This window comes from Dyadobacter frigoris (assembly GCF_005280585.1).
In the GTDB taxonomy this organism is placed as follows: Bacteria; Bacteroidota; Bacteroidia; order Cytophagales; family Spirosomataceae; genus Dyadobacter; species Dyadobacter frigoris.
This window is the reverse complement of sequence record NZ_SZVO01000001.1, coordinates 424,110-437,037: the sequence shown is the minus strand read 5'-3', so window position 1 is coordinate 437,037 and position 12,928 is coordinate 424,110. Positions and strand designations below refer to the sequence as shown.

Sequence of the window (12,928 nt, the reverse complement as noted above, 5' to 3'; positions counted from 1 at the left end):
TTTTTTAGCTATCCGAATTTTATTACGAACTATTTGCCTAATCGCAAATCTTCTTGAACCTTTTCGACCAATGATTCAGAGCAATTAGCGAGAGCCGCAACTTTAGAAATTTCAAAATCAGTATTTACTATAAGATTTTTAACAATTTCATAAGTTTTATTATACTCACCCTTTTCAATCCCTTCCTCCAAAGTTATCATCTTGATTGCTTCTATAATTCCCATAGATGTCTCATTTCCAGTTAATAAATTCACCTCACTATCAAATTTACCATTTATTTCAGAATTTTCAATGTAAATGAAGGTCTTCAGAAAAAACAGAAAACGTCTGATTTTTTCATTGTCGTATCGCTTGCTTTCTACAAGTGCCCGTACGATTCCTAGTCTTTGTTCACCTAGTTCGGATTCGGGAATTTTGAATGATAAGGAAACCTTTTGCGCGGTAAGAATTACCAGGGCGAAAAGATTATCCATACTTAACAATTGATCCTCAGTATGGTCAAATATGTGATAAGAATTGTACTTATAAATAATTTCAGTACCTAAAAAATCCTTTCTATATTCAGATGGCTGTTTTTGATCTTGCTTCCCTGTAAATACGGCCAATGCTGCCACCTCGACTTCAAATCTGTCCAATATCCTGTAATAATATTGAAACATCCGTTGCGCGAAATTTTTGATAGCACCATCCTGAATTTCAATATGAACGAGAATATATTCTTCCACACCTGTTTTCAGATAGGTTTTCACCAGCATGTCTACAAACCGATCTCCACCCTTCTTCTCTAAATCAGGAAAAAGCTCTGCCAGCTCCTTATCCATAAAATCAAAACCGCGTTCGAAATCAAAGACAACATCGGCGTCTTTGAAAAAGAAATATAAAAGATCCGCAAACGATTCTTCAAATGCACTTTTCAGTAATATATCGTTCTTCTTACGCATTAGGAAGAGGGATAATTTGCTTGAAAACAGATTAATTTTAAACCTTTGAACAAAATAAAACCACTTGCAAAACTGATAAATCAGTAATACAAGTGGTTTTATTTGTATCGGTATCCAGACGTAAAATCCGGCTGTTTGTCTCGAAAATTAATGCGTTTTATTTATTCAAAGTTTTGAAAAGCATTCCCTTTTCAACTTTATCGGTCAGAGCCATTCCATTAAGAATCGCGATGTCGTCAAGTTTATTATCAGGCATATTTGCATCTTTAAGAACATCACGAAGTGTACCATCGCGTTGTGCAGTTTTAATTCTGATACGATCCGGTTCTTTGTTTAGTTTTGATTGATCCGTAATCGATTTAAAACCCTGGGCAACAGATTTGAACTGATTAAAATTTGACCCAAAATCCGTACTCGCCGCAACTCCGTGAATAGCGTAAATTGATCCGTTGTACTGAATTAACCAACTCGCAATCTGGGCAGCATCAGCCGCCGGAGCCGTTTGTCCCTGAGCAACCTGTTTTGCTACCATGGCAATCGCAGGGAATCCATTAATTGTTGTTTTATTATTTTCAGAAGTTTGCAGACCGTAATTTTTTATAACCGTTTGTGCAGCTTCATCAAGCGTTTTACCTTCTGCAATTGTGAAAAGCATCATCGCTTTTCCGTCTTTGGATGCCATCTGGAATTGTGCAGGTGTGTTTTCTGTCTGCCAATCGGCTGGAACCGGGAACTGGAATTTTAATTCAGGATGATAAAATTGTCCTCCTTCAACAAAACCTTGTTTCGGATCCACACCATAAATTAATCCTTCAATTTTACGCAAATATACATCACGATTGACGTTGTATTTTGCCTGATGTGCTGATTGATAATTTGTTGCCAGTTTCTCCACCGTCACCTGACGATTTCCCGGATCCGGGTGAGTTGACTGAAAAGTTGGAATCGTTGCTCCGCTTTTTTCGCTGATTCTTTTTAATGTACCAAAAAAGTCTGCCATTTGATGTGCATCGTATCCGATTTTACTCGAATATTCCACACCCAGTTCATCCGACTGACTTTCGTGATCACGGCTATATTTTAAAAGTAATAATCCCAAACCCTGCGAAGCCTGATCTGATAAACTTCTGAATGTTGGAGAAAGTACAGATCCAGCCAATATAACACCCTGTGTAAAAACCTGTTTTGTTTGCTGACTTGCCGAGTGCCTCGCTGCAATATGCCCGATTTCATGACCTAAAACGCCGGCAAATTCTGCTTCATTATTAAAATGAGCCATAATTCCCCGGGTAAAATAAACATATCCGCCAGGAACGGCAAAGGCATTGACAACCGGAGAATCCACGATAAAAAACTGATAATCAACTTCCGGCCGATGTGAAACTTTCCCCATGGCCTTTCCTTTTTCATTGATAAAAGCTGTCAGGTTTTTATCATTATACAACCCCATGGAAGCCACAACCGAAGGATGTGATTCTGCGCCCAGGGCCTTTTCTTTTTCCGGTGACATGAAAATAATTTCATTCCTCCCCGTTACCGGATTTCTTGAACACCCGGACAAAGCTCCGGCAGTTAAAAGACAGGCAAGTATGTGTAATTGAAACTTAGTATTCATAAAATTGATATTGTTTTTTGTTAGTGAGCAGGTCAAAATTAAGCAAGTATTGCTCTGTAATCAAAGAATCATGCCAATTGGCGTGACGAATACTTTGACCGAAAAACATACTTCCGGTTACAATTTCTCGTAGTACAGTTATTTTATTAAATATATGAATCTCTTTATTAACTTACCTTTGCTTACCGGAAAGGGACTGAATATTCTTAAAATAACAGTCACCGGATTAACTCAGACACGATTATTGAAACATACGTTATCTCATGACATCAAAAAAAAGTACGTTCAGTGCACTCCCAGCCTGGCTGGCTCGATTTGATTTTCTTGGGATATTTGAAAAAGACCCTTTCGGCAATTTTCTGACCATTAAACGCTTCTTTATTTTTGTTATTGGCTGGTTTACCTATTATCGCTATACGGCGGTTAATAAAATCAAAATTACAGGAAGCGAACAGTTGGTTGACCTGCCCGATCATGGTGTTATTTTTCTATCTAACCACCAGACTTATTTTGCTGACGTCATTGCTTTTTACCACATTTTTTGCGCAACAAAATGGGGATATAAAGATTCTATTGCGCCTCCTTTTTATCTTTTTTCTCCAAGAGCAAGGTGCTATTACGTGGCTGCTTCCGAAACTATGAAGGAAGGGATTTTACCAAAACTTTTTAGTATCGGAGGTGCTATTACCATTGATCGTTCCTGGCGGGCAAATGGTGAAAATGTAAGACGCGAGCTGGATAATTCTGCCCAGGATAAAATTGGTATGGGCCTCAAACACGGATGGGTTGTCAGTTTTCCGCAAGGCACCACAAAACCTTTTGCTCCGGTACGAAAAGGAACAGCATACCTTATTAAAGAGCATCAGCCTATTGTTATTCCCGTTGTTATCAATGGATTTAGACGAGCTTTTGACAAAAAAGGGTTACGTTTCAAAAAGAGAAATACAACACTCACCGTCCAGTTTAAAGCACCTATGCAATTTTTACCGGACGAATCGGTGGAAGATATGATCGCCCGAATTACCAAAGCTATTGAACAGGAGCCTCCGAAAGAAAGTAATACAGCTCTTCCCATTTTATAGCAAGGCACCATTTTTGTACCATTGATCAAATCTCATTCAAAACATTTTATGGCGCAAAAAGTATTGATTACCGGCGGAACAGGTTTAATAGGAAAACGATTGACGACATTGCTTTTGAAAAAAGGGTATGAAGTTGCTTATCTCACCAGAAAAAAATCAAATATTCCGTTTGTAAAAGTTTACGAATGGGATGTGAAAAATAATCACATCGAAGCTGGTGCTCTTGAAAATACCGCTTATCTGATACATTTGGCAGGAGCCGGCGTTGCCGATCAAAAATGGACGGAGGAAAGAAAAAAGGCAATTTTCAGCAGCCGGACTGATAGTATTGAACTGATCTCACGAGAACTAAAAAAGCGAAATATCAGTCTAAAATCCTTTGTATCGGCTTCTGGTAGCAGTTACTATGGTGAAGATACTGGTGATATTCAGCACACTGAAATGTCGCCTTCCGGAAAAGATTTTCTATCAGAGGTAACCATTGAATGGGAAAAATCGGCGGATTCCGTAAAACAACTTGGTGTAAGAACGGTTAAATTGAGAACAGGAATTGTGCTGAGTAATGACGGCGGTGCTGTCCCTAAAATGGCACAACCAGCAAAATTTGGATTTGGCGCACCTTTGGGATCAGGTAAACAATGGCTTTCCTGGATTCATATCGATGATCTTTGTCGGTTGTATATTGAATGTATGGAAAAGGACTCCTGGGAAGGTGCTTACAATGCCGTGGCTTTTCCGCCCGCGACCAACGAAGATTTTACCAAGCAAATCTGCAAAGCATTGGATAAACCTCAGTGGCTTCCGAATGTTCCTTCTTTTGCACTTCGTCTGGTTTTTGGAGAAATGGCAAATGTGGTTCTGGGAAGTAACTATGTGATCAACCAGCGGATCAAAGATGAAACGGATTTCAAATATGAATTCCCCGATTTGTTGAAAGCGTTAAAAGATGTTTTGTCAAAATAATTTCAATAAATATAAATCGGATTTGTGTAAACCCAGGGAAGCCATTCTTTCCTGAACTTCAATCTCGCCACAATCCGGTAGTTTCCTTTTTTATTTTTAGGTTGAAATTCGTAATCATAACGATCTTCCTTACTATCAATTAGTTTTCCATTTTGATACAACTCAAATTTAACAGGAAACGGCGAAGTCGCTTTTAATTTAAACGCATTTTCACTTTTGATTGAATCTCCCATCATCGTATTTATTTTCCCTGAATTGTCGGCTGAAACAAATTGAAAACCATTTGCTTCAGCCAGACTTTCAAAGGAAATATAGGCATGTCCTTTAACTAATTCATTTTTTAAGGAACGACTTGAAAGTGTATCACTAAAAATGTGTGTGTTAGCAAAATTGAAGGAATGAAAATAAGTATCCAGTTCCATTTTGAAGGCCCATCCTGCAATATCAGGTTTTCCGAGCAATAACTTTTCTTTCCAACCGGGTTCTGTTATTGATAACGTTTTCGCATTGGGACCAACCCATTCTACTTTTCCGTTTTTCAAATATCTCGCCCGGATACTTTGATTATTATGCGCGTCAACGGCCGCCATGCCAACAATTTTTCGATGATTGTTCAGTGAATCCCAAAGCGCAACAATTTTTGTTTGCTCATCAAAAAGCTCGCGATAGCTCCAATGACGATAAATTCCGCTATTGAGCATCCCATTGATTAAAAATTTCAAAGGACTTTTTTCGTCGATAAGATCTGAATGAATGTTATAAATTTCCATTCCCTGATAATCCGGATTTGCCCAGTCGTGTGAATCTTCCGAGTGCAGATAAAAAACCATCCCGCCTTTTTTTACTACATCATGAATCAATTGGCTTCTGTCACTTTTCCAGTCAAGAATTACATTTCTTAATGGTGTCACCATCATACTTGGTCCTGGAGATTCCGTTCCTGATTCGATAACAATATCATTGAAAATCCCGTGAATTCCTCTTGGAAAACTGTCCAGATCGGACATGCGGTGATCGGCCAGAAATATAAAATTCAGTTTGGCTTTTTTCGCCGCCGGAATTATTTCAGCTAAAATGCCACGACTGTCGTGTGAACGATAGGTATGCGAATGAAGGATGCCTTTAAAATCTGTATGGGCTATAAATTGCTCCGGTTTTTTATATTTTTTCCATAAAGCAGTTCGCTCTTGTTCCAGTTCAGGATAAACTATGTATCGGTTATAAAATGGTGGGATAAGAAAATAAAGAATAATTAATACAAAAAGAACTGCTAAAACTTTAACCAAAATGAGCAAAATATATCCGATTATTTTCACCGCTTTCATTGTAGGAGAAGGATTTAAGAGAGTATGTAATTGAAAGCAGTTTTCGAGGCAATTCTAAGATATCCAGATTTTAAATTTGTATTAAATAATTTATTGGCAAATTCACAGGGGAGGCTCCGAAGGAGCCATATTACAAAATACCAACTGCACCTAATTGGTTAACGGACTATGACTTTCCACCAAAAGCTAATCTCTAAAAGCCAACAGCAAAAACTCATTCCTCCTCTTCTTCCTCACTCAACACCTGTCTCGTTTCCAGCCATTTATCCCGCTGCACTTTTGCACGGAAATCGTCCTGAACATTGAGCTGGATATTTCCATTGCTGAAAATTGTCATTTGTAATCCTACAAAAGCAAGTGCTTCGTTCAGTCTGGTTTCCAGAGGTTCGTTGGTAAAAATGCATTCTTTCCAATACCAGTCCAGCTTTTCACCGGCGATTTCTTCCACAACATTTTTGTAATCTTCAACGGTATAACCAATGAACGGTTTGCCAAAATGTTGCCATAAAACTTGCATAACGGTGTCCAGGGAAGATTCATGATTGGATTTTTTCCGCAGGTACAAATCAAGAATCAAAGCAACCAAAGCACCTTTGTGATAAACCGAAACTTTGCGGTGCGGAATTCCTTTTTCGTAACCATCCAGCCACAAATCAAAAGAGGATTCGGCCAGCGACTGTGAAGCCAACGCATTGTTTTCGAAATGGCGTTTCATGTAAACCTGTAATTCTTTCACATACGCTTCATCATCAAAAACACCGGCTCTTCTTAAAAATAAATCGCCATAATATGTCGTGCAGCCTTCTGCTACAAAACAAGTTTCAAAATAATTTTCTTTTGTAAAATCATATGGTAAAAGCTCGACAGGACGAATTCTGATGATATTCCATGCATGGAACAATTCATGAGAGCTTACCCCTAACAAATCGGTATACAAACCTTCGCCTTCATCATCAGGACCAAGAACAATCATAGTAGAATTATGATGCTCAACACCATGGTAAAAAGCATTTGGCAGAATCAGGTTGAGAAAATGATAATCCTGTTCCGGAAACTCTTCCATCGTGGCTATCTGTTCCCGGGAAAACCTTCTGAAATCACGCTGGATACGTTTCCAGTTTGGTTTCAGATTCCCATGCATCCAGATATGAAATTGAACGCCGCGAACGATATAATCGGATTTTTGTAAAGTTTCGGATGCCAGTAAAGGACTGTCAACCAATTGATAAAAATCCTTTGCAACCAGCTGATGACGGCCGGAAGATTCCAGTCCGCAAGCTATTTCAAAAGTTTCCGGCAATGCCAGTGAAACCGAGCATTGATCATTAATTCTTCCTTCGGTATAAAAACAAAAATTGATAAAGTTGAGATACCAAAGCTCCTCATCAACGTAACTGCTGCCGGCATTTTGTATCGCTGCAAAGAAAGAATAACGTATTTGAACTGTTTCTTCAGAATTTGTTTTAACCTCCCAACGATCCTTCGTGATTTTGCGTAAGGGCAGTTTATCACCACTTATTGAAATTGCTTCAATAAATTGAATATTTTTGGCAAAATTTTGAATTTCATAACGTCCTGGCCGCCATGCAGGTAATTGAATTTCAATAAGATCCGCATTTATATCAGGAATGGTGTAAGTAATCGATAAAAAGTGTGAAGCCGGGTCAGTTACTGAAATTTGATAGTGCATAAACGTTGAAATGAGGCGTAATAATGAGGGTCAAATCAATAATAAACCAAAAGTTAAGAATTTTGCGTTAGTATTAACAATATTAAAATAAACCATTTAGAAATGAAAAGGAAAATCCTCCTGTCCTGCTTATTTATCATCACATTAGCTATTAAAACGACTGTATTTGCCCAAAATGATGAGTATTACCGTCCTGATACTGTGAAAAAAGAAAGACCGGTCAGAAAAGAAATGCCTCCGGTAGAAGATAAAGCACCTGTTGAACCGAAGAAAGTTGAAAGTGATCTAAAAAATCTCGCATTCAAAGAAAGAATCCGTCTCGGCGGAAGTTTTGGTTTAAGTTTTGGAACGATTACCAATGTCAATTTATCACCAATGGCGGGGTATCAAATAACAGATAAACTTGTTGGTGGCGTTGGTGCTACCGTGATGTGGTTCAAATCAAAATATTTTGGGTATAATACCATTAATTATGGTGGCCGGGCTTTCCTTATGTACCAGATCGTGCCGGTAGTCAATATTATTGCAGAATACGAAACGTTAAACGTGCCGATGTCTTATCAAAGAAGAACCTGGCTAAGTTCTCCGATGATCGGCGCTTCATACAGCCAGCCAACAGGTGGAAAACTGATCAGGGCAGTTCATTTCACTGCACTTTTTAATGTTAACTACAACAACCAGATTGATCCATACAACCAGGAAAATCTTTCGCCATACGGAAGCCCTTTTGTGTTCCGCGTCACTTTTCTGTAAATCAATCCGTACTTTTGTAAAAAATATTTTTTCTACTGCCTTTATGTATCACTTTTTCAGTACCGATACATAAATCAACAAGATTCATTAACAAATACTAATACGTTTTTCATTTTCAATCTTTTATAAAAGAGAAAATGAAATCAGTTCAATTATGGAAAATCCGGTTTTAATTTTTGGTGCAGGCGCATTAGGTATGCAGGCACTTGATATTTTCAGAAGAAATAATGTACTCGTCTATGGAATACTGGACGATAATAAAGAATTACATGGTAAAGAATTCGGTGATGTAAGTGTTTTAGGCGCAACAGACGATGAGGCTTTTATCAATATTATCGGTGAAAAATGTGAAACTTTTGTAGCAGTTGGAGAACGTTCGGTACGTAAACAATTAACGGAAGGTTTGAATGAACGTTTCAAAAGCATGCCTGTCAACGCCATTCATGAAAGCGCAATCATTTCAGAGATGGCAACGGTTGGTCACGGAAATATTTTTGCAGCACGTGCAATCGTGGGACCGACTTCAAAATTGGGAAGTCATTCTTTGTTTCTGACAGGATCAGTTATTGAAACAGCGGTTCAGATTGGAGATTATGTTACGGTTGGCGCAGGAGCTATTATCAATGACAGAGTAAAAGTCGCTGACGGCGTATTTATCGGATCTGGTGCAATTATCGTTGCAGGTGTTGAAATTGGCAAAAATGCCCGGATTGGTGCAGGATCTGTGATTGTTGAAAACGTACCTGCAAACGCAACATTTTTTGGTAACCCGGCAAAGAAGATTTAATTCAGATTTGTCAGGAAAAAACCAATGCTTGTTGAGTAACAGCGGGTTCAATGTTAAATACCTCAGTTTAAATCAATAAAATTCGTAGATAGTTTTTTTATTCACACGAAAAGACACTACCTTTGCAGTCCTTTTGACAGAAATAGTGAAAGAGCTAAGTAAATACAACATAGACATTTACGGTTTGGAAGACAAGCAGTATGACTATGATATGGAGTCCGGAGACGCTTTTTTTGAAGAATTAGAGCAAGATCTCATCGAACGCGGCCAATTTAAAACCCACGTGGTTTTGAAAAAATCTGCGACAATGCTCCAGTTACATTTTCATACAGAAGGATCGGTCGAATTAACTTGTGACCGTACTTTAGAACCGTTTGAGGAGCCTGTCATTTCGGATGAACAGATTATTTTAAAATTTGGCGACCGCGATGAAGAGCTGACCGATGAGATAGAAATCATCAACCGGAATACAAACCGGATTAATGTTGCGAAATATGTTTTTGAATTCATTGCACTTTCGCTTCCGGTAAAAAAACTGCATCCAAGTCTTAGGACAGAAGATGATGCTGACGATGAATCAGAGGACGACGAAGTAATACTGGTGTATTCTTCAGAAGATAATGAGGAAAATGGCGACGGCGATTCCGAAGAGAAAATTGACCCACGTTGGGAAGCATTAAAAAAATTAAAAGGGCAATAAGGAATTAATAATTCTGAGCCGCATATAAAAGTTTTTCAAACCGAATATTAACAACCGAACATAAAGCATCATGGCACATCCTAAGCGGAAAATTTCCAAAACCCGTCGCGATACACGCAGAGCACATGACTTCCTTACAGGCAAGCAATTGTCAGTTGATTCTTCAACAGGGGAAATTCATCAGTTCCACCGTGCGCACGTACACGAAGGAAATCTAGTTTATAGAGGCAAAGTTGTTGTTGAAAATTATGCCAAAACGGTTTAATTTTTAACGATGAGAATGCCAATTTCGCAACAGCCTTATAAAAGTTGTTGCGAAATTCTTTTTTACTAAGGCACAACTGCTAAATTTACACCTTCGATTTCTAACTTTTAGTACAAAATAACAGCGTGTAAATGAAAATTGCGGTAGATGCTATGGGGGGAGATTTAGCTCCACAAGCAATTGTTGAAGGGGTTATGCAAGCCACTTCCGAACTGCCATCGGATGCCCGGATCGTGTTAATTGGCCGTGAAAGTGCTATTTTGGAAATATTTCGCCAGAATAACTTCTCTTCATCAGTCGTTGACATCGTTCATGCAGAAGATGTTATTGAGATGGGTGAGCACCCTACAAAAGCTCTTTCTCAAAAGCCCAACTCTAGCATAGGAATAGGTTTTAAGCTTCTGAAAGAAAAAGAAATTGACATCTTTTGCAGCGCCGGCAACACCGGGGCAATGCATGTAGGTGCCCTTTTTAGCATTAAAGCTATTGAAGGAGTTTTAAGACCAGCCATTGCCGGTTTTGTTCCACAGGTTGGAGGCGGCCATGCCATTATGGTGGATATTGGAGCAAACGCCGATTGCAAGCCCGAGGTTCTGGCACAATTTGGTGAAATTGGCTCTTTATTTGTTCAGCACACATTCCAGATTGAGCGTCCGCGTGTTGCATTAATGAATATCGGTGAGGAAGAACAGAAGGGATCATTAACTGCACAGGCTACCTATCCGCTGCTCAAGGATAACAAACGAATCAATTTTATTGGAAATATTGAAGGGAAAGATCTCTTCACTAATAAAGCAGATGTGATCGTTACAGACGGTTTCACCGGGAATGTATTATTCAAACTGGGAGAATCACTGTACGAAATTGCCAAGCAGAGAGGGATTCAGGATGATTTTATTGATCAGACTAATTATGAATCCATCGGTGGAAGTTCCATTATTGGTGTCAATGGAAATGTGATGATTGCACATGGTATTTCTTCGCCGCTGGCAATTAAAAATATGATTGGATGGGCCTATAAACAAGTCAAATCAAAAGCATATCTGCACATTGCAAATGCTATGAGCTGATATATGCCCAACAACAAAACGATAATTGCGAATAAACTCTGTTACTATTTTTTACCAAAATTCATATGAATTTTGAATGCTAGAAATTAACCATGACCCACGCAAAAGCCTCTATAACAGGAATACACGGGTATGTGCCTGACTATATTCTGACAAATGCTGAATTGGAAACAATGGTAGCGACCAACGATGAATGGATCGTTAGCCGCACCGGCATTAAGGAACGTCGCATACTGAAAGGAGAAGGTTTAGGAAGCTCACATATGGGCGCTGAGGCTGTAAAAGGGTTGCTTGCCAAAACCAATACTGCTCCGGAAGACATTGATCTTTTAATCTGCGCGACCACTACTCCCGATTTTATTTTTCCTGGTACTGCCAATCTTATTTGCGATATGACAGGCATCAGAAATGTCGGAAGTTTTGATATTCAGGCAGCTTGTTCCGGATTTATTTATGCACTTACAATCGGTTCTCAATTTATTGAAACCGGAAAATATAAAAAGATCATTGTAGTAGGCGCTGATAAAATGTCTGCGATTGTCGATTACACGGATCGCAAAACCTGTATTCTTTTTGGTGACGGCGCAGGCGCTGTGCTTTTGGAACCTGATGCTGACGGTTACGGAATAATTGATTCTATTATTCGTTCAGATGGCGTTGGATACCCTTATCTGCACCAGAAAGCCGGAGGAAGCCGGTATCCGCCTACACATGAAACGATTGACAACAAATGGCATTCTGTTTATCAGGACGGAGCCCAGGTTTTTAAATTTGCTGTGAAAAATATGGCTGATATTTCAGCTGAGATCATGGAAAAAAATAACCTGACAAGTGACGACGTAGCCTGGCTTGTTCCGCATCAGGCAAACAAGCGTATCATTGAAGCAACCGCAAACCGTATGGGTGTAGGAATGGACAAAGTGATGGTGAATATCCAGAAATACGGTAATACAACCTCGGCCACGATCCCACTCTGTTTATGGGATTATGAGTCACAGTTGAAAAAAGGAGATAATCTTGTTTTGGCTGCCTTTGGTGGAGGATTTACCTGGGGAGCTATATATTTAAAATGGGCTTTATAATTAAGAAATGAATAATGGACGTGTTTCATTATTCATTTTGTGTTTAAGATTTTACAAAATTTTTGCATTACTTATTAACTAAACATGGCAACGACTGCAGATTTACGTAACGGACTAGTAATACATTTTAACCATGACCTTTTTCAGGTTATCGAGTTTCAACATGTAAAACCAGGTAAAGGAAACGCTTTTGTTCGTACTAAAATTAAAAGCCTTACTACCGGAAAAGTATTGGACAATACTTTTTCTTCAGGTGCTACTATTATTCCGGTTCGCGTAGAAAGACATAAATTCCAGTTTTTATACAAAGATGAAGTTGGCTATAACTTCATGAACTCAGAAACGTTCGATCAGGTATTGATCGATGAAAAACTTGTAACAGCTGCCGATTTGATGAAAGATGGACAGGAAGTTGAAATCCTGATCAATACGGAAACGGATGCCGCTTTACTTTGTGAATTGCCTCCATTTGTAGAATTAGTAGTGACCTATGCTGAACCGGGCTTGAAAGGAGATACTGCAAACTCTCCGAAAAAAGCGATTGAGGTAGAAACAGGTGCACGTATCATGGTACCTTTATTTATTGAAGAAGGTCAGAAAATTAAAGTGGATACACGCACTTACGACTACGTTGAAAGAGTAAAATCATAGGCCA

General features: G+C 38.8%; 13 protein-coding genes. 9 read left to right on the top strand and 4 right to left on the bottom strand.

Translation table 11 applies throughout. The annotated features are described in order from the left end of the window. Positions 1–29 precede the first annotated feature (29 nt). Both FDK13_RS02020 and FDK13_RS02015 read right to left on the bottom strand, forming a co-directional pair. The gene (locus FDK13_RS02020; protein WP_229215870.1) at positions 30–821 is read right to left on the bottom strand and encodes an RpnC/YadD family protein; all 792 of its coding nucleotides are present in this window, start codon (positions 819–821) and stop codon (positions 30–32) included. 277 nt (positions 822–1,098) lie between these two features. After that, the gene (locus FDK13_RS02015) at positions 1,099–2,556 is read right to left on the bottom strand and encodes a M48 family metalloprotease (protein WP_137338297.1); all 1,458 of its coding nucleotides are present in this window, start codon (positions 2,554–2,556) and stop codon (positions 1,099–1,101) included. 263 nt (positions 2,557–2,819) lie between these two features. On the opposite strand from FDK13_RS02015, the gene FDK13_RS02010 reads away from it, so the two are divergent. Continuing rightward, positions 2,820–3,638 (top strand): lysophospholipid acyltransferase family protein, encoded by an 819-nt coding sequence (locus FDK13_RS02010; protein WP_137338296.1) that lies wholly within the window; start codon positions 2,820–2,822, stop codon positions 3,636–3,638. 48 nt (positions 3,639–3,686) lie between these two features. Then, positions 3,687–4,601: a TIGR01777 family oxidoreductase gene (locus FDK13_RS02005; RefSeq protein WP_137338295.1), complete on the top strand. Its 915-nt coding sequence runs from the start codon at positions 3,687–3,689 to the stop codon at positions 4,599–4,601. A gap of 2 nt (positions 4,602–4,603) precedes the next feature. On the opposite strand, the gene FDK13_RS02000 is transcribed toward FDK13_RS02005, so the two are convergent. Together FDK13_RS02000 and FDK13_RS01995 are read right to left on the bottom strand one after the other, a co-directional pair. Then, positions 4,604–5,926: a CehA/McbA family metallohydrolase domain-containing protein gene (locus tag FDK13_RS02000; protein ID WP_137338294.1), complete on the bottom strand. Its 1,323-nt coding sequence runs from the start codon at positions 5,924–5,926 to the stop codon at positions 4,604–4,606. Between the two features lie 214 nt (positions 5,927–6,140). After that, complete coding sequence (locus tag FDK13_RS01995; RefSeq protein WP_137338293.1) at positions 6,141–7,616, bottom strand: M61 family metallopeptidase; 1,476 nt, start codon at positions 7,614–7,616, stop codon at positions 6,141–6,143. A gap of 102 nt (positions 7,617–7,718) precedes the next feature. Here FDK13_RS01995 and FDK13_RS01990 point away from each other — a divergent pair, with 102 nt between their 5' ends. The 7 genes from FDK13_RS01990 (at position 7,719) to efp (ending at position 12,924) form a co-directional block, all read left to right on the top strand. Continuing rightward, positions 7,719–8,369: a hypothetical protein gene (locus tag FDK13_RS01990; RefSeq protein ID WP_137338292.1), complete on the top strand. Its 651-nt coding sequence runs from the start codon at positions 7,719–7,721 to the stop codon at positions 8,367–8,369. A 154-nt stretch (positions 8,370–8,523) separates the two neighbouring features. Next, the gene (locus FDK13_RS01985) at positions 8,524–9,156 is read left to right on the top strand and encodes a NeuD/PglB/VioB family sugar acetyltransferase (RefSeq protein WP_137338291.1); all 633 of its coding nucleotides are present in this window, start codon (positions 8,524–8,526) and stop codon (positions 9,154–9,156) included. Positions 9,157–9,289: 133 nt separating this feature from the next. Next, complete coding sequence (locus tag FDK13_RS01980; RefSeq protein WP_229215869.1) at positions 9,290–9,856, top strand: YceD family protein; 567 nt, start codon at positions 9,290–9,292, stop codon at positions 9,854–9,856. A gap of 70 nt (positions 9,857–9,926) precedes the next feature. Beyond that, entirely contained in the window at positions 9,927–10,121 is a 195-nt protein-coding gene (gene rpmF, locus FDK13_RS01975) for a 50S ribosomal protein L32 (RefSeq protein ID WP_090337350.1), read from the top strand. 131 nt (positions 10,122–10,252) lie between these two features. After that, positions 10,253–11,191, top strand: coding sequence for a phosphate acyltransferase PlsX (gene plsX / locus FDK13_RS01970; protein WP_137338290.1), 939 nt, complete (start codon positions 10,253–10,255; stop codon positions 11,189–11,191). A gap of 92 nt (positions 11,192–11,283) precedes the next feature. Then, a complete protein-coding gene (locus FDK13_RS01965) occupies positions 11,284–12,273 on the top strand; it encodes a beta-ketoacyl-ACP synthase III (protein WP_137338289.1) in 990 nt (329 codons plus the stop codon). 84 nt (positions 12,274–12,357) lie between these two features. Beyond that, complete coding sequence (gene efp, locus FDK13_RS01960) at positions 12,358–12,924, top strand: elongation factor P (protein ID WP_137338288.1); 567 nt, start codon at positions 12,358–12,360, stop codon at positions 12,922–12,924. Positions 12,925–12,928 lie beyond the last annotated feature (4 nt).